Source organism: Larkinella bovis (assembly GCF_042655385.1).
Classification (GTDB): Bacteria; Bacteroidota; Bacteroidia; order Cytophagales; family Spirosomataceae; genus Larkinella; species Larkinella bovis.
Genome location: NZ_JBHSMA010000021.1, coordinates 1 through 19,468 on the forward strand (window position 1 = coordinate 1; position 19,468 = coordinate 19,468).

Here is a 19,468-nt window from a genome sequence, read left to right on the forward strand (position 1 = left end):
TCCACTTAGGGGCCATGTCGGCCATCCGCATGAATGGCGAACTCCAGGACTATTACCGACGCAAAGTGGCCGAAGGCAAGAACAAAATGCTTGTTCTCAATGCCGTTCGCAATAAGCTGATTCATCGAGTCTGCTCGGTCGTCCACCGGCAGCAGAAATATGACAAAAATTATGTCTCATTACTTGCATAAACCATGGAAATCCGTGCGGTTATAAAACGTGGCCTCGCTGATACCATGCTCACGGGTAATCTGAGCGACGGTTTGGCCGCTGTCTTGTTGCTTGAGGATCGCTACAATTTGCGATTCAGTAAATCGTGTTGCTTTCATTCCCCTTTTCAATTGCTAGTGAAAGTTAAGTTTTTTACGCTACTTTTCACTGGCACACTTTGAAGGGTTCAGGACACGTCAACCAAAGCCCGGTTTGATGGTCCACTCCGATCGAGGTGGCCAGTATTTTGGTCACCATTTTCGGCAACGACTCAATAAATGGCGGTGTCTACAAAGCATGGCAGAAGCGGATAATCCCTCTCAAAACGCTCATGCAGAGTCTTTTTGGGTGGGACCGCCCATGCGGTCGATTAAAAGCTGAATTATTGGAGGACGGTTGCTTTATGAATCTTCAGGATGCTCATGACGAGCTATTTAATTATATTGAAGGGTATTACAACGTTCGTCGCTTACATTCGGGGTTAGGTTATCGTTCCCCGATTGATTTTGAAAATCAATTTTATCAAACTGTTCAATTAAACTCTCAAAAGTAAAGTGTCCGGCAAAACAGGACCACCTCATTTAGCGCAACCGAGTATTTGTGTTCGATGATTATTTAAACCTTTTTTCTTAAGCAGTATTTGCTTAAGAAAATGAGAGTTTCAATGAGATAACTAATGCCTAAATGAATTTTTCAATCATGCACAGATAAACCCTTTGTCAAAAGAGATTTTCTTAACAGCAAATTAAAATGCAAACCGTAGTGCAAACCAGATACATCCACTAACCAAAAAAAGCACCCAGCTTTTCAGCTAAGTGCTTCAGTCACAGCGAGTACGAAAAGAGCGGGAGACGAGTCTCGAACTCGCGACCTGCAGCTTGGGAAGCTGCCGCTCTACCAACTGAGCTACTCCCGCTGATCGGCTGCAAATGTTTAAAGAAACAACGGAAAAGTCAAGGCCTTTCGTACAAATGGAAACAGGCACTTTTCGTGCAGAAATAAAATTTATCCCCGTAACTTGGTCCTGGCGGGGTTTTGGTGCCCGCTTGTTTTGTATTGATCGAAAATCGATTCATCTTTCGGACCAATCCTGAATCCTGCCCATGGAAACGAAACCGTCTACAGAATTCAAACCCTATATCGCCGATCAGCAGGCCACCGCCGAGTTCACCCTGAAAGCCGTCGTTACCGGGGCCTTGTTCGGGGTCCTGTTCGGAGCGGCTACCGTTTATTTGTCCCTGAAAGCCGGTTTGTCGGTCTCGGCTTCGATTCCCATTGCGGTTCTGGCTATCTCGCTCGGACGGCGGTTTCTGAAAACGACCATTCTCGAAAACAACATTATCCAGACCACCGGTTCGGCGGGCGAATCCATCGCGTCGGGTGTGGTGTTCACACTGCCCGGTTTTCTGTTCCTGACCGACGATATCGGGGCGGACTTTTTTTCCTACTGGACCATTCTGACGCTGGCGATTCTGGGCGGATTATTGGGGACACTCCTGATGATTCCGCTGCGTCGGGCGCTCATCGTGGAAGAACACGGTAAGTTGCCCTATCCCGAAGGCACGGCCTGCGGGTCGGTCCTGATTGCGGGTGAGCGGGGCGGTGACTTCGCCAAAACCGCCTACCAGGGGCTGGGGGTGGCCCTGCTCTATGCCATTCTGCAAAAAGTATTGCACGTTATCGCCGAAGCACCCGTCTGGGCTACCAAACAGGCCAACCGGTATTTCCCGTCGGCGCAGGTGTCGGGTGAGATTACCCCCGAATACCTCGGCGTGGGCTATATCATCGGTTTCCGGATTTCGGCGGTCTTGGTCGGGGGCGGTATTCTGGCGTGGCTGGCCCTGATTCCGTTGCTGGCGTCGCTGGTGCCCGCCGATATCATTGCGGCTCAGTTGGTGAAGTTTGCCTATATTCCAAACCTGCAAACGGCCGGTGGCCCGGGCGGCTGGAACCCGACGACGCATACATTTAACGATACGGCTGCGGCCATTTACCGGGCTTATATCCGCCAGATTGGCGCAGGGGCGGTCACGGCGGGCGGTTTTATGACGTTGCTCAAAACCATTCCGACCATTGTGGCTTCCTTCAAACAAAGCTTCGGGTCGATCGGAGCGGGGGCAGATAACACCCAGATTCGGCGGACGGAGCAGGATCTGTCGATCAAAGTGGTTATCTTCGGGAGTCTGGCACTGATTGCGCTGATGGTTATTCTGCCGCAGATTCCGGGGGATACGCTGCTGACCAAGCTGCTGATCGGCATCCTGGTCATCATCTTCGGTTTTTTCTTCGTCACCGTCGCCAGCCGCATCGTGGGGCTGATCGGTACGAGTTCGTCCCCGGTTTCGGGGATGACCATTGCTACCATCATGGGCACCGCCCTGGTGTTCATCGGTTTTGGATTAACCGGTAAGGTCTACGAACCGACGGTTCTGGTGGTGGGCAGCATGATCTGTATCGCAGCCGCCACCGCCGGGGCGACCTCGCAGGATTTGAAAACCGGGTATCTGGTCGGAGCAACGCCCAAATACCAGCAAATGGCCTTGTTTGTGGGCGTCATCGTTTCCTCGCTGGCGATTGGCGCGACGGTCAAAGTGCTCGATACGCCCACGCCCGATCTGGTGGCGCAGGGCATTACGCACGCCATCGGCAGCGACCGGTTTCCGGCTCCGCAGGGCACGCTGATGGCCACGCTCATCAAAGGCTTGCTGTCGTTCAACCTCGATTGGCAGTTCGTACTGGTGGGTGCTTTCCTGTCGTTTGTGGTTGAGATTTGCGGCATCAGCGCACTGGCGTTTGCCGTGGGGCTTTACCTGCCGCTTTCGACAACCCTGCCGATTTTTGCCGGCGGCTGCGTGAAAGCTCTGACCGACTGGAATGCAAAACGCAGGGGTATTATTGAAGAAGATGCCGATCTGGGGCGGGGTAATCTGTTTTCGACGGGCCTGGTGGCCGGTGGGGCGCTGGCGGGGGTAGTGGTGGCCCTGCTGTCGGTTAACGAATCGGTATATAATTTTCTGGCGCGTCTGACGCTCGAACCCGCGCTGGAGCATGCGCTGGGCGCGGAAGGATTCCAGTTGCTGGGCGCGCTGGCGTTCGTTGGACTGGCTCTGATCCTCTACCGCGTGGCGACGAAAAATACCTGATACTGCTTTTTAATCCTAAATCTGATCAGATAGATGAACCCGTTCTCAAAACGAGCCGCCGGTTTTTGCCTGGCGGTGCTGACTTTTGCGATCTGGCGACCGGTTTTTGCCCAGACCGAAACCGCCACGTATGGCCCGGATTCTGAACGGCACGAAGGCGTTCCGAAAGGCCGGATTACCAAACACATCTGGAAAAGCAACGTGTTTCCGAACACGATCCGGGAGTATTACGTCTACGTGCCAGCGCAGTATTCGCCGAACAACCCGGCAGCTCTGATGGTGTTTCAGGACGGCCATGCGTACGTGAAAGAAGACGGCGATTTTCGGGTGCCCATCGTGTTTGATAACCTGATTCACCAGAAAGTCATGCCGGTGACCATTGGTTTGTTCATCAATCCCGGCCAGCACGGCGACGATCTTCCCAAAGATGCCTGGCGCCCCGATAACCGGAGTTTTGAATACGACACGCTGACGGACCAGTACGCCCGCTTTTTGATCGACGAAATGATTCCGGAAGTGAGCCGGAACTACAAACTGGCTGATTCGCCGAAAATGCGGGCGATCGGCGGTATTTCGTCGGGCGGTATTTGTGCCTTTACGGTAGCCTGGCAACGCCCCGATTATTTCTACCGGGTACTAAGTCATGTCGGTAGTTTTACGAACATCAAAGGCGGGCACGTGTATCCGTCACTCATCCGAAAAGCACCCAAACGCGACATCAAGGTATTTTTGCAGGACGGCAGTAACGATCTCGACAACGCCCACGGCAACTGGTGGCTGGGCAACCTCCAGATGGATGCGGCTTTAAAATTCAGTAAGTACGACTACAAATTCGTCGGCGGAACGGGCGGTCATAACGGCAAACACGGGGGCTCCATCCTGCCCGAATCACTGCGCTGGTTGTGGAAAGATTGAGTCAGCTTCTATCGTTGGATCATGCTTCTGCAAATCAATGTGTTACGGCAGATGGTAGGCCGCCCTATTCGCCAGCCCGGCGCAGGGGTGGGATTTTTTGGCCCTTTTCCGAATGGTCGATCAGGTCGGCCAGGCGTTTCTGCCGGGTGGCTTCCTGTTTGGCACTCACAACCCACTTCTGGGCGGATTTTCGGTAAGAAGGGGTCTGTTGCTGAAAAAACTGCCAGGCTTTTTCGCTGGCTCTGAAGGCCGTTTCCTGGACCGGGTCGAGGTCCCAGCGTTCCCGTTCATGCGCGTATAAACCGGTTTTTTTCAAATCCCGCGCCTGATAGACGGCCAGACCGGCGGGCTGCACGCGCCCCTGTTCGACGAGCTGTTCGATTCGTTTGAGATTGACGGTACTCCAGATGCTATTTCGTTTGCGGGGTGTAAACCGGATCTGATAACTCCGCTCGTCGATGGATTGCCGGACACCGTCGATCCAGCCAAAACACAGAGCTTCATCGACCGACTGGGGCCAGGTGATGCTCGGTTTGCCGGAACCTACTTTGTAAAAACCGACATAAAGCTCTTTTTCGGTTTCGTGGTGCTTGGCAAGCCATTGACGAAATTCTTCCGGCGTTGCAAAAAACATTGGCATAACGAGAGACTGGTAAAACCTGTGTGATTGTGAAAACCGTCGTTGAAAATAAAATCGATCTGTTGAATTCAAACCCGAAAAGCCCCCGGATCTACTATCCCCGGTTTTCATTGGGCTGGCGTTACTACTATCGCCGGCTATCGTTCTCCCTGGCATTGGCCTATTTCAGGAGCTTGCCGAGAGCGACGTATTCTACAACTGCCTGACGATGGAGATTTTACGCAGCAAAGCGCATATTTAGGATAAAAAACAATAGATTAGAAGGTTTCAAGAACTAGCCCAGCCGAATGCAGGCCTAATGACCGCTTTACAATGTGCAGACCCTTTTCCCTAACATTTTTAGTCCTTATATGCATTCATCTTATTTGCGTTCCCGGCATTAGTCAGACCACGGCGGATCTACTCAATAGCTTCAAAAAACGGGATGGTGTCTTAACCGATTCCAACCAGATAGCACTCACTAATAAACTGGCTGAGAAATATTTTTATAACCATCCAGATAGTGCAATGGCTTTCGGGAAGACTTCCCTGCGATTTGCTAAAAAGTACGATATTAAAATTGAAACCGCGAAAGCCTATAATATTATTGCGAAAGTTTATTATATAACCGGGTCTTTTTTTGAGTCGTTGTCTTACGCGGACTCGGCCATGGCTATCAGTAAGCAAATCGGTTTTAAATCGGGAATCGCTAATGCGATTAATACAAGAGGATTAATCTATCTGGGCCAGGACAGGATAATTGATGCGCTCCCTGAATTTAAAAAAGCCTTAATCATCAATAAGCAGTTAAAGGATAGCTCGCGAATAGCTGTAAATTACTTTAATATTGGTTTGTCGTATGATCATCTTCACCAGTATGAAAATGCTTTCGCAAACTTAAATAAAGCTCTCCAAATTGCGCAGGCCTGCAACGATGGGCACGTGGGTCAAATGGTCTTGAACCGGATCGGAGAAACCCATTATCATTCCAGGAATTATGAACAGGCCTTATTCTATTATAACTCGGTGCTCAGTTTTGCTGCGTACCAGGATAATTGGGAAAGGGGCTTTGCGTATTCAGGGCTGGCGCAAACGTTTTACGAGCTGAAGGAATATCGACAAGCCTTAGGGTATGCCCGGAAAAGTTTTGTTCTCACAAAAGAATTGAAAGCTAAATGGGATATTGAGCGGGCCGCGACCATTTTGTCGAAATGTTATGCCGCCCTTGGAGATTATAAACAGGCGTATACCTATCAGTCGGTGGCTAGGGCCTATAGTGACAGTTTGCTTAACGAAAAAAAGGAAAGAGAAATTAACTATTTGCATTTACGAGAGAAAAGGGCCGAAAATCTGGAGTTGATTCGGGAGAATGAGAGTAACAGGAAAGAAATAAAAAACGTCCGGACGATCATTTATTTAACCACGTTATTCTCAATCGCCCTCGTTATTTTATTGGTTTTACTGCGACGAAATATTGCGCATAAAAATGCACTGAATAAGGCGCTACAGGAGAGCAATAATGAAATTCGGCAGCAAAAGGACGAAATTCAGGCGCAGCAGGAAGAACTTGTAACGCTGAATAAAACCAAAGACCGCATATTATCCGTGATCGGCCATGACCTTCGCAGCCCATTTGCGTCTATTATCCAGGCCCTGGAAATGATACGATCGGGCGATTTAAATAAGCATGATCAGTTTCAGTTATTTGAAGAGTTCCATCGCCAGGTTTCGCTGGTTTTTGATCTGATTAATAACCTGTTAATGTGGGCCAACAGCCAGAAAATGGGTGTAATAACAAAGTACGAAAAAGTGGATTTGACGCAGGCCAGTGAAAACGTACTGTCTTTATATAAATCGTCGGCTTTGCAAAAAAAACAGCGTTTACTGCACCATTTTGAGGATACGCTTTACATTGAAGCTGATGAAAACCATGTTAGAATTATCCTGCAGAATATCATTAGCAATGCGATCAAGTTTACACCCGATCATGGAACCATTGCGTTGTTTTACACAACTGAAAATAATTTTATAGCCATTCATATCCAGGATAATGGACGGGGGATGTCTGTCCGGAAACTAACCCAGTTATTCCAATCGGCGGGCCGTGCCATTTCTGAAAACGGGACAAATAATGAACCTGGAACGGGACTGGGCTTGCTCCTTATAAAGCAGTTCATAGAAGAGAATAAGGGGCGTATTGAAGTGCGAAGTGAAGAAGGAAAAGGTTGCGAATTTATTGTTTATTTCAAAGCCTATTTATATGAAAGGAGTTCGTTAGGGGTTTAGTGGAAAAGGTGGCCCTGTGGAAGCGTGGGTGAGATGAATAGGGATTGATTCCAATCGGCCAACTAAAACCGGCTAGGTAGCTGCCTGCCCGTCAGGGGAAGGAGGATGTGCTGCAAAAGGGGCGGTAGGGGGTGGAGTCGTGAGGCTTAAGCGGGATGTCCGATGCCGCGCGATCCTACGAATGGCCGAGGAAATGGCCTTTAACGTACTAATTGTTAGTAAAAGAAGTTACGAGGCTTTGTGGTGAGCTCATTCGTTTACTATCAGAGTGAAAAGGTATAAAATAAAAAACCGCTCTGTTGGGGAGCGGTTTTTTATTTTATACCTTTTCCGTTGTCTTATTAATCCGGATACCGGATTAAAAAATCATTCTATTATCTTGGAAAAGATTTGATTCACAGCCGGTTAACCTTGGTGGTTAACGGGTTGTACCCAAAGTTGTACCCAAAACTCAAAAAAAAGAGAGCACAACTGGCTGCATAAGCGAGTACAACCTCAGGCTTTCCCAATGCTTGTTCCAGCATTCGGGTTAGGCTGATGATCTGCTGATCACGCGCTTCGATCATTTTAATAAACCGCTCCTCAAGCCGATTCATATAGTCTTGCAGATATTGATCCTGCTTTGATTCCGCCTGGGTGATTTCAGGCCGAAACATTTCTCCTTTGCCTTCAATATACCATTCCCGGTTTAGTGTTGGAAACTCTTGAAATATAGCTTCCAGCATATCAAAGCCCGGTTTACTCTCTCCCTTTACAATCTTCTGGACTGCGGAATTGCTTTTGCCAATTTTTTTAGAAAAGCTGTACTCATTAAGGTGTTGAGAGTCTATCAACATCCTTGTTCGTTCTGCGATTGTGGTTGATTCTATCATATTCAAGGATTTGTTATTTGTAACTCATAAAAAATCATTTAATGCTCTTGGCTCACAACACAGACTTCTGTGCCACTTGAGCTTTTTGCTTTAACACAGTTAATGTCTCAATTATTTCAGTCTGCATCTGATACCTATCTTCTAAAGATTCAATATACTTGACAAGGTATATATCTTCTTCTTTAAAAGTGTAAATATGACCTTTGAGTATTTTGTTTAAATATCTGTCTTTCAACGGATTGAAAATTTTTATTCAAAATATTTACACTTTGTTGTAAATATTGACACTATTATGGTAATATTGCTACCGAAACTACTACACGAATGTAACAATTTATACGTCGAAAACGATGCCAAAAGGATTGTTTTTACACATTAGTGACAAATACAAAAATAGTTTTACATTTTAGTCGATAGGATTATAGAGCCTTTAGTATTCACTATTTTGATTTAACGGTAGATATGGAACTGAAAGAAATGTATGACCACCTCCGGACGACCGACGAAAAGCGGTATAACGAGTTCCGGGCGAAGCTTGTGCTGGCCAATTGCTTGAACCGGTTTGAGCGGACGATCTGCAAACCTGGCTTTGACTTGAGACGGGTCGATTTCTGGATTGCTGAATGTATGATCGAATTCCTGGGCTTTACTCCGGACAACTTCCGAACAAATTCATTTCCTGTTTCTGGTCAGTTGCTTGGCATACCAAATTAACTATATGAATTATCAAGAAATTATGCTCTGCTATTTCCGGAAGCAGCCGTTCGTAAGTCTGTCACTCCCGGGCAAAAAACAGCAGGTATTTCATCTGAAAATGATGGAGTCGTTCCTGCAGACGCACATTGCAAACCTTGAGCATTGTATCGATGGGCTCGTGTCAAGCGGTGAAGAGTCTGTACAAAGTCAGTTAGGGTTTGAGTTGGGAATCGCTCAGATCATTCATTCGAAAATCCTACTTGAACTGCACGAATTAACCGGAGAACCTGTATGCAACGGATAATTTATTACCTGCAGGTTTGGCTGCTTAAGCTTTCTCATCCGCTTGTGCTGCTCGGATTATTATGCCTGTTGATTAGCCTGCTCGTGTACCTGAGTTGGGATATGGCGCGGCTCAAAAGGCTCGAAAAAGAAGAAGCCGAGCGACTCAAAGCCTTCTGGAAGGCGCTGAGCGATCCGGACGAAGATTGACCCTAACCCATCCCTCTGTTTACCATGACACTGACCGAGGTTATTTTTTGCCATGATGCGGGAGAGCTTGCGAAGGAATCGGATGATAAACTGCTGGCAATTCGGGCTGGCATTGAAGAAGAGTTACTGGCCGTGCCTCCTCATATGGACTCTGTTTTTGGCCAGTATCTGGTCGAGAAATATAAAGAAATCGTGCTGTCGATTACGCAGCTGCTCAATAAACGGTATGGATGCAACGATTAAGAAAAAGCGTCCTTTTCGATATGCGTTTCAATGGCGGTTTTTGCCGCACCAAACTTCCAGGTAATGGCCAACCAATCCACCGTTTCGTTCCAGTCCCGGGTCGAGCTTATCGAACAGCAGTTTACCCAGTCTTCGATGGCCCGGATTTATGCCCATTTCCTCGAAAAGCAGCGCCAATTCGACCGCGCTCCCTGGTGGAAGCGGATCCTGATGGGCGGTTACTTCCGGAGAAAATATTTGACGTATATGCTTGAATGGGTGCTTGATGAGTACCTGTGGGAATCGTCAGGGCTTTGAAAACGATGTTTAAGACCAGTCCGACATTCCGGCAACTGTATGACCAGGCTAAACGCCTGAAGGAAGAACGGGAAGCTGACTTGATGCGGCTGAAACATCCCGATCCAACGCTTAGCGGGGAAATCGACGAACTGAAACGGACGATGCAATTATTAGTGGATGCTTTTCGGAAGGCCGTTCCGGAGGGAGCCAGGCAATAAAGTGAATAGCTACAAGGAAAGCAGGTGATGCTGGCCTGGCCTGATTCGGGTCAGCATACTTTAAGGCGGGATAGTTGGTAAGTCGCCGGTTCGAATCCGGCTCCCGCAACGATGGGCAATTCCATCAGAAAGGTTAAGGGTTTAGGAATAGTGATCAGTAATACCGGTTGGCGGTTGCCGACCGGTATTCTCTACCACTGCCCTGGCTGAGTGGTCAGGCACCTCAGGTCTCCGAGGTTAGGCAGGTTCGATTCCTGCAGGCAGTTCCACCGAAGTAGGCATCCGGTCCACCGTAATTTGACCGAATACAAGCTCCCCGGCTCCTCCGAAGGGAGCCGGGAAACTATTAACCAAATAATCAATCTATGGCAACTAGACCTCGAACTCCTGAGCAACTCAGTACGGCTGAATTGTACGCACTATTTGTAATTGCCTTCGGCCAACAGCCTTCCGAAGATGAATTTGGTGTCGGAAAAAGTGAAGATTCGGAACCTTTTTTTCTTATCGCTGACGACAAAAAAGCCTTATACATTTATGAATCGGGAAAGCTAGATGCGGATCAGGTCATTAAGGACATTAGTCATCCTGTTTCGTTTAGTGAATTTAATGTACGCGGGTTGCTCCGGAAATTGAATGTAATAGGTTTCATCTGATCGAATGGATACATCATTAGCAATCCTGATCCCTAATCAGGGAGCGAGTTTATTAAGATGGCATATCCTATCGAACCAGCTTAACGAGGCCGTTCCTTGGCGAACCTATACGGCAACGCGCCGTGGTGAAAAGGTAGAAGTTCCCCACCGTCCTAAAGCAATAACCGGCAATGTAAAAGCCACTGGTGCCAGGCTTATTAAGGACCAGATTTCAACCATCAATCAATTGGCCCGAGCCCTCGGAGAAGCTGCTTTTTACAATGAAGAAGGTGATATAAGTATACCACCGTTGCTGACGAATTCGGTAAAGTTGGGAGCGCGCCGGGGGCTTTCTGACCGGCAAGCCAGAGCGCACGTACGTAAGCTGCAAAAGGTCGGCCTTGTAAAGCGCTATCAATGGCGAGGAACGCGAGCCGACTTCAAAATTTGGATTGACGAAAAGGTACTTTTTGCCCATCATAGTCCTGCTCAGGCTCTTCTTCGTGCGACTGTGGATAACCCTGTTGAAAGCTCTAAAAAACCGCTTTCAAAACTCCAAATTGGGCAAATTATAAAGGCATCAACGGAGGATTTTTCCGCTTATAAAGTCACTGTGACTCATAGTAACAATGAAACCGAAACAGATAAATGTCGAAATGTGGAGCACGGCGACGATCAAAAAGCGGTGGCGTTGGTTGAGCACGGCGACGAATTTCATGGCAACCCCGAACGGCAACCGGAAAAACCGGCCCAAACCGAACCTGCCAAAGCGCCAGAAACCCCGCAAGGTTACCATGAGAGAGGGGGGGGCGGGCCGGCCGCGACGACCGCTGGAGAGCGGCTCAAAGCGAACCTGATGGTCCCAAAACGGCCAAGGCCGATTGTTCGGCGGGAAAGAACCGATGAGCAGAAAAAGGCCATGATGGAAGGGTACGTTACGTCCTTCTGGCTGTATGCCAGGCAGATCCTTTACCCTAGCCGGACATTCCAGGAATACGAAAACCGGACCGTCATCAATGCAATTCGAGCTGGCGTTTACCGCGATTTCTCCTACCAACTTACTGAAAAGCAGTGGGATCAGTTTCAGGCGCAATTGTATCGACGAGTTGATCTGGCGGCCGGGTTCTACAGCCGCCATCCGGACAAGTGGGTTCCGGATCCGTATGCCCGCTTCCGGGAAGGCACCGGCTACTTCGACTGGGAAAACCTGCGAGGCTTCCGGGCCACAGATGCCTGGCTGCAGGATAATCAGCGCAAATACCGGCGGAACTACACGATGGGCCGGATTAGCTGGGCTATCATTCAACTCCGGAGACATCCGGAAGGGAAGGCTCAGAAACGACTACAGGAGAAGACCTACATAGACGCCTACCGAACCCTGGAGCAGATGATGATCAACTATGGCGAAGCGGCCGTCGACCGGTTCCGGGAGCTGGCCAGCACAATTGGCCAACAGAAGCCGCAGAGCGCCGGTGGCCAGCGCCGGTTTAACCGATAAATTTTTGAAGTTTCACTATTTACCCTTTATCACTGATGGTTACGAATTTTCAGCACCGAGCGGATCCGCTCAAACGCCATGCCTGCGTGCAGGCTATTGTCCGATTTGTCGATGGAAACGTCCGGACGTTTTACAGCCGCGATATTGATGCCCACGGTGTAGCCAGTAAACAATGGAAATACCAGAATCTGGGCTACTGGGTCCAGTACTGGAAATACCGGATTGAAAATGAACTGCCCGAAGGCTGGAAAGGGCGTGTGCTGGAAGGGGCAATTTTTCATAGCTTTGACGGCAACCGGGGCGACCGGATTGCGCAGTGGGATCGCAACAAAGGCTGGCAGTATTCATGATCAAAATCCGAATGTACCCCAGTGAGTTTCTGGGTCTGGTGAATTTTCTGCACGGTCGAGTGCTGCCGGTCATAGACCTGCAGCCGCTTGAGCGCAGCATTTATGACCAGATTTTGCTGGAATACTGGCAAAAAGCCAGCTTAGTTGAGAAAATTCCCGCCTGGAGACATCGAAACGGTCGGAAACAGTACGGGCTACCGATGCCGCTGTCGGTAGCCCGGATTCTTCATCAGGAGATGCAGTATGCGGAATTGACGATGTATGGCCAGGCGTTGCTTGCGCGGCTGGATCAGGAGTTGGTCAACCTTAAACAATAATAAAAACCTTAGGTATTTCTACTCTTTTTTACGGGGGAGCTTAGAAAAGTAAATATTTTAATTTTTATTGCAAATTATGTAACAATCAGCGGAAACCTCTATAATTTCTCTTTGATAAAAAATGGATATTCAATTCACCTCTTTCAGCCAAATTGATTTAAACGATACGTTCTTTGACTCATTAAGAGCTGACTATGTAGGATTTAATGAGTGGTTTGTTAAAAAGCAACAAGAAGACGCCAAAGCATTTATCATGGCATCCGATGCTGGATTAGAAGCATTTTTGTACCTAAAATCTGAAGACGGGCAAATTGATGATGTCGAGCCTCCGTTACCTGCGGAGAGACGATTGAAAATTGGTACCTTCAAAATAAACCCTCATGGTACCCGACTTGGTGAGAGATTCATAAAGAAAATATTTGATTATTGTATAAAATATAAATTTAAAGAGGCTTATGTAACGATTTTTCCTAAACACGGGTATCTCTTAGGCTTATTTAAGAAATACGGATTTAATGAAATAGGGCGAAAAGTAAATCAAAATGGAGAGGAATTGGTATTACAAAAGAAATTTAATTCTCTCGAAGGGGAATTACATAGAGATTATCCCCTAATTAATCCTAATGCTGGAAAAAAGTACCTTCTCGCCATATATCCAGGTTTCCACACCCGCCTGTTTCCAGACTCCATACTTAACAATGAGAACTTTGATATTATACAAGATGTATCCTATACAAATAGTATACATAAGATATATATATGTAAGATGAAAGTGAGTTCATTAAGGAAAAGTGATATAATTGTAATATATAGAACGGGCGATGGGCAGGGCCCGGCTTACTATCGTGCTGTGATTACCTCAGTATGTGTAGTTGAAGAAACTCGTAGAAAAAAAGATTTTGCAAGTTTCGATGAGTTTTATGCTTACTGTCAGGCATATAGTGTTTTTACAAGTCAGGAGTTAAAAGAACAATATGATTCAGGTGACGTATTTGTAATCAAAATGACGTATAATGCCGCTTTTTCTAGACGTGTTAACAGAAAAATCCTCATTGAAGAAATTGGATTAGATCCTAATGCATATTGGGGCTTTCTGTCATTGAGGGAAGAACAATTTCAAGAAATCATAAAAGCTGGAGCAGTCGATGAAAGTCTTATTATCAATCAAGCCTGAATTTGTAGAACGAATTTTTAGTGGCCAGAAGCGATTCGAATATCGAAAAGCACTATTTAAAAAAGATGTTACTACTGTTATTGTTTATAGCACAATGCCAATAGGGCTCATCGTGGGAGAATTTAAGGTAAAAAAAATCCATAAAGATGAACCAACAAATCTCTGGGAAAAGACAAAAGAGTATTCTGGAGTAGCAGAAGTGTTTTATAATGAATACTTTAAAGGCAGAAACCAGGGATTTGCTATCGAAATATTTGATCCTTTGCTATATGATGAGCCGATAAATCCAAAAGAAAAGTTTGCAAGTTTCACTGCTCCACAATCATTTGCTTATTTAGATTAACTTCAAAAGGACAAAGAGCCAGTTTCGTAATTCTTGTCCTTTTTCTTCTTAACATGTCCGCCAACCTTCGCTTCGAAAATCATTCCAAGCGATGGCATCCCGATCCATTTCCGATTTACATCCCCAACTCGCTTACGCATTTGGTAAGGCCGAAGCCGAGTGGCTCCTGATCAACCCCACCGCTCCCAAACCGTTTCTGGTGGCCACCTACCGGTCCAGCCAGGAACAGCAGACGCTGTATGACCAACCCCGCGACAGAAAAGATAATGATGGCGACGGGCTGATCGACGAAAAGGACGAGTTCGTCACCAACGCCCGCGCCGGCCAAAGCCCTCACAATTACTTTCCCTCGCTGGCCTTCGATATCGCGTTCCGCAACAGCAAAGGCGCGACCGACTACCAGGTGAAGTGGTTTGCCGACTTCGCCAAACTGGTGCTGAAAACGCCCGGTATAACCTGGGGCGGTAACTTTCAATCACTCATCGACCGGCCGCATTTCGAGCTGACGGGTTGGGAAAAGCTGGTTAAAAAATGAGTTACATCCGTCAGATTATTCAGTACTTGAAGGGCACGGCTTCGCATCTGGGTACGACAAAAAACCTGATTCGGGAGGTTGTCCTGGCGGTGATGACAGCGGTAGGGACTTACCTGGTGCTGCACTTTGTGATGCCAACGGAGCCGAGCCAAGTGGATGGGTTAAAGGAAGTATTTCAGACGACGATCCGGACCCAGCGCCAGGCGGATTCGCTGGAGACGTTTATCCAGCTCCAGCAGAAACAGCAGGTTATTGATTCTCTCCAGTATAAAATCCGGCAATATGAAGAACGCGACTCGCTGCGGGCTAATGGTGAGCTTACTACTCTGGAAGCTATGCGCACCCTCATTGGCACAATCAAAGGAAAAAACCGAAAATGACAGCCTGGCCGTTGTGCAGGAGTTTGTCGATCTGGCCAAGCCGCTGTTGGACAGCCTGACCAAACTGCACTACATCCGGAAGGACGTGGCAGCACTGCAGGTAAAAGTGCTACTGGCCGAACGCAGCCGGGATCAGCTGGCGGTGGAACTTCGGAAAGCCCACCAGGACAACGGCAAGCTGGCCAATGAACTCTTCGACACGAAGGACGAGTTGGGGCACCAGAAAAAGAAAAACCGCCAGGCTAAGTTGGAACGCTGGCTCTGGCGGATCGGAGGGACGGTGGCGGTGTATTTTCAGGTACGGTCAATTTTGTGAAAGTAGTATATATACTCAATCAATGTTAATCAGAAATAAATTTGTAATATAGTAATTTGAAACATTTAATTGTATAATTGATGAGAGTTTGGCAAGCGTAAAAGCAACTTATAAAATAGGTTTTCCTAGATTCCTTTTACTCTTTATTGATCCGTGAGTAAATCTGTTATGTGAGTTGCTTTTGCTTTTAATGGCAAACTACAAACAAGCAGATTACGAAGCGCTCCGGCGACGTTGTGTTGAACTCAGTCAGGCCGGCTGGCAACAATTAGCAATCGCCCAAGCGTTTGGCCTAACTCAACCTTGGGTTAGTCGAACCCTGAAGAAATACAACCAGCAAGGACTAACCGCCTTGCAAGAAGGTAAACGAACCGGTGCTCCAGCCCGTTTGTCGACTGAACAACTCAACCAATTAGTGAGCGAACTTAATAAAGGGGCAGAACATCACCGATTTAGCGGAGCCATCTGGACCTATCCCCGAGTCAATGAAGTGATCAGGAAGTTGTTCGGGGTCAGTTATGACCCATCTCAAGTAGTGCCGTATTTTGAAGAAAGTAGGCAGGAGCAGGCAGTTACCGCAACGCAAAGCCCGTCAGCAAGATGCGCAGGCAGTTGCCTAATGGCGAGAGGAACGCTTACCGCATCGGCGGTCCGACTGAGCTCAAAAAAAGCGAAGGATGAAGGGCGAGTTATTTTATATGTCGATGAGTCAGCCTGTTATTTATTGCCTTTAGTCGCTCATACCTGGGCACCTTGTGGGCAGACGCCCATACTGGTGGAGCAAGCGGGACGAACCCACTTAAGCTTGATTGCGGCTATTGCTCCTAACGGTCGGACCTATATGGCCGGTCAGGATCAGGCGTTCGCGGGTGAAGACATCGTATGGTTTTTAGGCCAACTGTGTAAGCGTTATCGGAAGCGAAATCTGCTAGTTATTTGGGATGGAGCCGCAATTCATCGTTGCCAGGCCGTTAAGCAGTTCCTTGGTGAGCGCCCTGGACGGATTCATTTGGAACGCTTGCCCGCTTATAGCCCAGAATTAAACCCAGTAGAACTGGCCTGGAGTCAGTTGAAGGGCAACTTGAAAAACCAAGTTTTCACAAACCTGGAAGACTTAACTGTAGTAGTTCTTGAGCAAACCAAACGATTAGAAAACGATCCAAAATTAGTGAGGGCATTCTTCAACAAAAAAGAGGTGGCTTTCATGACAGACTAATTCACGGATCAATAATATAAATATAGTTAGATTTGTAATACTTGTTTGTAATAAAATATTTGCAAAATAACAGCCACACATTTCCAAATAAGATTTAATGTTTGTAAATATATTAGTATTAATAAGACGATTTTTTGCTCTTAATAGTTGATTTTCCTTGGATTAATGAATGTAGAACGAAGTTTGTCAAATAAATAATCATAAGTGACTTTGCTATGAAAAACTTTATACTCTTCCTTTGTATTACCTTAATATTTTCTGTTAATAGTTGTAAGAAAAAAGAGTCCGAAGAAATTACACCAATTGAAGAGCAAGGAATTGCTGATCCTGGAAGATTTACTTCTATTTTGGTGAAAAATCCAAAGAACAAGACTGGTTTAATTATGGTTGATAGTCTCTTTACGGAGATGTATTCATTGTTGGGATCTAAATCTCCTGACGGAGAACTAACAGCTATTTCTAATATTCTTATTTATAATAAAAACTCAGAAATAGCATTTAATATTAAGGTTTTAGGAGATGGGTTAATTGGAGAAATTGAAGCACTTTCGGAGGGCGGGCATCGAACATTAAAACTTTCTGCGTATGATTTTACTAAAAGTACAGTTAATATTCAGATTGATGATTTTAATACTAAAGGAACTGTCATAAAGAATCAACAAATAAAATTAGAGCCTGATTTGTTGAAAAAATTTGAATTATTCCAGATGTTGCAAAAAACAGGCTTAAAAGGTGGTCGAAAAAAGGCCGAAGGCTACTGTAATAACTTAAGCAATATTACCCGATTGGCAGCCAGCATTACCTTATGCTTAACTAGAGTATTAACTGCAGAAAGAGTAGTGATCTGGTGTGGATCAAAGTTCTTTAAATATGGATTGGCAAGTGTGGCTGGATCATGGTATTGCGTCACAAAAATGCTCAAATTTACTGTTGCAACTTGTGAGAATTCGGCTCAAGATTTAGCTGACTATATGGATCACAAATGTATGGATGATCCTAAAGATGGTGAGGCGATAGATCCATTTCTAAAATGTCTTACTGAAGCATTTAGTAACGGACAAGACATTAAGGATTACGGACCACAATGCGCAGAAGAGTTTTGGGAAAAATTAAAGGATATAATTAAAGACCATCTCCCATTCGACCCTAATGATCCTAACGATCCAGATGACGATTCAGATGGAGGAGGCTGGGGCGATCCTCACCTCAGAACAGCGGATGGTTTTAATTACGATTTTCAAGGTTTCGGAGAATTTATTTTGCTTAAATCGACTACAGATAACTTCGAAATTCAAGCAAGGCATGAAGGCCCTGGCAATTCAGAATACGTAACTATGACCACTGCCTTGGGAATTCAAACTGGAGACGACATTGTTAGTGTACATGCCAAGCCCGCAGCAGTATTTATTAACAATGAAAAACAAAATGTATCCTCGGGAAATATCTCACTGAAAAAGGGAGCTTCAATCTCAATTCAGGGCGGAAAGATAAAAGTCGTAGCTTCAAGCAAGGACCGGGTTGAAATAGATGTTTATGCGGGTTCTATGAATTACTCACTTTTTTTAGGTCCTGATCGAAAGGGGAAAGTAGAAGGCTTGTTGGGAAACTTTGACGGTAATAAAGAGAACGACCTAAAAACGAAAGAAGGGGAAGTTGTTAAAAACGAATTTTCAAGCCTTTATCCAAGATATGCTGATTCATGGCGAGTTAACAAAAACTTCCTTTTACAATACGAGTCTGGTAAAAATACCGAAAGTTATACAAGAAGAGATTTGCCCAAGCCTCTACCTACTTTTAGCGACACTAAAAGAGATGCGGCAAGAAAGGCCTGTATTGCTGCCGGGGTAACTGGAGAGCCTTATTTAAGCAATTGCACTTATGATTTATTGGTAACGGACAATCAAGACTTTATTAAAGGGTATGTAGATCTCGTTACAAATCGGCCGCTTGAACCCTCCGCTCCCTCAAATGATGAATATGTGGGGGCGATCGGGCTTCCTATCAATAGTGGCTATAATTGCTCAAACACGGTCTTCGGGACAACTGATGGTGCTACAGCGAGTCCCCAAGCGAGCTGTTCAAATATTCGCAAAGAGGATGACGTGTGGTTCAAGTTTACTGCCACAGCGGCTGCTCACTTACTTACGATATCAGACTTGCAAGCAGTCCGTGGTAATAATACTTACCGCAATATTCAGGTATTTGAAGCGGTCAATAACGCGCCTGGAGGAAATATTCTGTGTGCAGAAATGACCATGGAAGAAAAATTCCTGACGGGGCTGAAGGTCGGCACAACCTACTTTGTCCGAGTTTCTGCTTGGGCGGAGAATATCAGACTAAACTTTAAGCTGTGTGTGTCAACCCCTCCCGTGCCTCCTGCTAATGATGAATACACCGGAGCAATCTCGCTTCTCATCAACAATGGGTACAATTGTGCAAACACAGTCTCTGGGACCACAAATGGGGCTACAGCGAGTCCCCAAGCGAGCTGTTCAAATATTCGCAAAGACGACGATGTGTGGTTCAAGTTTACCGCAACAGCGGCAGCACATCTACTGAAGATATCGGATATTCAAAATGCGCATGGCAACAGCCCTTACCGCAATGTTCAGGTATTTGAAGCGGTCAATAACGCGCCTGGAGGAAATATTCTGTGTGCAGAAATGACCATGGAAGAAAAATTCCTGACGGGGCTGAAGGTTGGCACAACCTACTTTGTCCGAGTTTCTGCTTG

Annotated in this window: 22 protein-coding genes, 2 tRNA genes and 2 pseudogenes; 22 read left to right on the top strand and 4 right to left on the bottom strand. The window is 46.4% G+C overall.

Features of this window, described 5'->3' with window-relative positions; translation table 11 throughout:
- A pseudogene (locus ACFPMF_RS27540) lies at positions 1-191 on the top strand (IS110 family RNA-guided transposase); the annotation flags it as partial.
- Positions 192-209: 18 nt separating this feature from the next.
- Here ACFPMF_RS27540 and ACFPMF_RS27545 read toward each other — a convergent pair.
- Positions 210-329: pseudogene (locus ACFPMF_RS27545) on the bottom strand (transposase); the annotation flags it as partial.
- A 212-nt stretch (positions 330-541) separates the two neighbouring features.
- Here ACFPMF_RS27545 and ACFPMF_RS27550 point away from each other — a divergent pair.
- Complete coding sequence (locus ACFPMF_RS27550) at positions 542-763, top strand: IS3 family transposase (protein WP_379851320.1); 222 nt, start codon at positions 542-544, stop codon at positions 761-763.
- Positions 764-1,053: 290 nt separating this feature from the next.
- On the opposite strand, the gene ACFPMF_RS27555 is transcribed toward ACFPMF_RS27550, so the two are convergent.
- Positions 1,054-1,126, bottom strand: a tRNA-Gly gene (locus tag ACFPMF_RS27555).
- A gap of 187 nt (positions 1,127-1,313) precedes the next feature.
- Between ACFPMF_RS27555 and ACFPMF_RS27560 the strand changes: the two genes are divergently transcribed.
- Together ACFPMF_RS27560 and ACFPMF_RS27565 are read left to right on the top strand one after the other, a co-directional pair.
- Positions 1,314-3,353: an OPT family oligopeptide transporter gene (locus ACFPMF_RS27560; RefSeq protein WP_379851322.1), complete on the top strand. Its 2,040-nt coding sequence runs from the start codon at positions 1,314-1,316 to the stop codon at positions 3,351-3,353.
- Between the two features lie 33 nt (positions 3,354-3,386).
- The gene (locus ACFPMF_RS27565) at positions 3,387-4,268 is read left to right on the top strand and encodes an alpha/beta hydrolase (RefSeq protein WP_379851324.1); all 882 of its coding nucleotides are present in this window, start codon (positions 3,387-3,389) and stop codon (positions 4,266-4,268) included.
- A gap of 64 nt (positions 4,269-4,332) precedes the next feature.
- Here ACFPMF_RS27565 and ACFPMF_RS27570 read toward each other — a convergent pair whose 3' ends face one another.
- Positions 4,333-4,908, bottom strand: a complete 576-nt coding sequence (locus ACFPMF_RS27570; protein ID WP_379851326.1) for a YdeI/OmpD-associated family protein — start codon at positions 4,906-4,908, stop codon at positions 4,333-4,335.
- Positions 4,909-5,220: 312 nt separating this feature from the next.
- Here ACFPMF_RS27570 and ACFPMF_RS27575 point away from each other — a divergent pair, with 312 nt between their 5' ends.
- Positions 5,221-7,173, top strand: a complete 1,953-nt coding sequence (locus tag ACFPMF_RS27575; protein ID WP_379851328.1) for a tetratricopeptide repeat-containing sensor histidine kinase — start codon at positions 5,221-5,223, stop codon at positions 7,171-7,173.
- Between the two features lie 395 nt (positions 7,174-7,568).
- Here ACFPMF_RS27575 and ACFPMF_RS27580 read toward each other — a convergent pair whose 3' ends face one another.
- Positions 7,569-8,045 (bottom strand): helix-turn-helix domain-containing protein, encoded by a 477-nt coding sequence (locus ACFPMF_RS27580; protein ID WP_379851330.1) that lies wholly within the window; start codon positions 8,043-8,045, stop codon positions 7,569-7,571.
- Positions 8,046-8,507: 462 nt separating this feature from the next.
- On the opposite strand from ACFPMF_RS27580, the gene ACFPMF_RS27585 reads away from it, so the two are divergent.
- From ACFPMF_RS27585 to ACFPMF_RS27665, 17 genes are all read left to right on the top strand, one after another.
- A complete protein-coding gene (locus tag ACFPMF_RS27585) occupies positions 8,508-8,759 on the top strand; it encodes a hypothetical protein (RefSeq protein ID WP_379851332.1) in 252 nt (83 codons plus the stop codon).
- 273 nt (positions 8,760-9,032) lie between these two features.
- Entirely contained in the window at positions 9,033-9,233 is a 201-nt protein-coding gene (locus ACFPMF_RS27590) for a hypothetical protein (protein WP_379851334.1), read from the top strand.
- 24 nt (positions 9,234-9,257) lie between these two features.
- A complete protein-coding gene (locus tag ACFPMF_RS27595) occupies positions 9,258-9,476 on the top strand; it encodes a hypothetical protein (protein ID WP_379851336.1) in 219 nt (72 codons plus the stop codon).
- Positions 9,477-9,539: 63 nt separating this feature from the next.
- Positions 9,540-9,773, top strand: coding sequence for a hypothetical protein (locus ACFPMF_RS27600; protein ID WP_379851338.1), 234 nt, complete (start codon positions 9,540-9,542; stop codon positions 9,771-9,773).
- 5 nt (positions 9,774-9,778) lie between these two features.
- Complete coding sequence (locus ACFPMF_RS27605) at positions 9,779-9,973, top strand: hypothetical protein (protein WP_379851340.1); 195 nt, start codon at positions 9,779-9,781, stop codon at positions 9,971-9,973.
- Between the two features lie 196 nt (positions 9,974-10,169).
- A tRNA-OTHER gene (locus ACFPMF_RS27610) sits at positions 10,170-10,242 on the top strand.
- Between the two features lie 96 nt (positions 10,243-10,338).
- Positions 10,339-10,626, top strand: a complete 288-nt coding sequence (locus tag ACFPMF_RS27615) for a hypothetical protein (RefSeq protein ID WP_379851342.1) — start codon at positions 10,339-10,341, stop codon at positions 10,624-10,626.
- Between the two features lie 4 nt (positions 10,627-10,630).
- On the top strand, positions 10,631-12,103 hold the full coding sequence (locus ACFPMF_RS27620) for a hypothetical protein (protein WP_379851344.1): 1,473 nt from the start codon (positions 10,631-10,633) through the stop codon (positions 12,101-12,103).
- Between the two features lie 35 nt (positions 12,104-12,138).
- Positions 12,139-12,453 carry a hypothetical protein gene (locus ACFPMF_RS27625; protein WP_379851347.1) on the top strand — a complete coding sequence of 105 codons (315 nt, stop codon included), beginning with the start codon at positions 12,139-12,141 and terminating at the stop codon, positions 12,451-12,453.
- Positions 12,450-12,770, top strand: a complete 321-nt coding sequence (locus ACFPMF_RS27630; protein WP_379851349.1) for a hypothetical protein — start codon at positions 12,450-12,452, stop codon at positions 12,768-12,770. Before ACFPMF_RS27625 ends, ACFPMF_RS27630 begins: the two co-directional genes overlap by 4 nt.
- A 121-nt stretch (positions 12,771-12,891) precedes the next feature.
- Positions 12,892-13,944 (top strand): N-acetyltransferase, encoded by a 1,053-nt coding sequence (locus ACFPMF_RS27635; RefSeq protein ID WP_379851351.1) that lies wholly within the window; start codon positions 12,892-12,894, stop codon positions 13,942-13,944.
- Complete coding sequence (locus ACFPMF_RS27640; RefSeq protein WP_379851353.1) at positions 13,916-14,287, top strand: ASCH domain-containing protein; 372 nt, start codon at positions 13,916-13,918, stop codon at positions 14,285-14,287. The genes ACFPMF_RS27635 and ACFPMF_RS27640 overlap by 29 nt, the downstream gene beginning before the upstream one ends.
- Positions 14,288-14,378: 91 nt before the next feature.
- A complete protein-coding gene (locus ACFPMF_RS27645) occupies positions 14,379-14,822 on the top strand; it encodes a M15 family metallopeptidase (RefSeq protein WP_379851355.1) in 444 nt (147 codons plus the stop codon).
- Positions 14,819-15,202, top strand: a complete 384-nt coding sequence (locus ACFPMF_RS27650; protein ID WP_379851357.1) for a hypothetical protein — start codon at positions 14,819-14,821, stop codon at positions 15,200-15,202. The genes ACFPMF_RS27645 and ACFPMF_RS27650 overlap by 4 nt, the downstream gene beginning before the upstream one ends.
- The gene (locus ACFPMF_RS27655) at positions 15,171-15,518 is read left to right on the top strand and encodes a hypothetical protein (RefSeq protein WP_379851359.1); all 348 of its coding nucleotides are present in this window, start codon (positions 15,171-15,173) and stop codon (positions 15,516-15,518) included. Before ACFPMF_RS27650 ends, ACFPMF_RS27655 begins: the two co-directional genes overlap by 32 nt.
- A 190-nt stretch (positions 15,519-15,708) precedes the next feature.
- Positions 15,709-16,734: an IS630 family transposase gene (locus tag ACFPMF_RS27660; RefSeq protein WP_379851361.1), complete on the top strand. Its 1,026-nt coding sequence runs from the start codon at positions 15,709-15,711 to the stop codon at positions 16,732-16,734.
- A 215-nt stretch (positions 16,735-16,949) separates the two neighbouring features.
- On the top strand, positions 16,950-19,468 hold a 2,519-nt coding region (locus ACFPMF_RS27665), incomplete at its 3' end, for a VWD domain-containing protein (protein WP_379851363.1).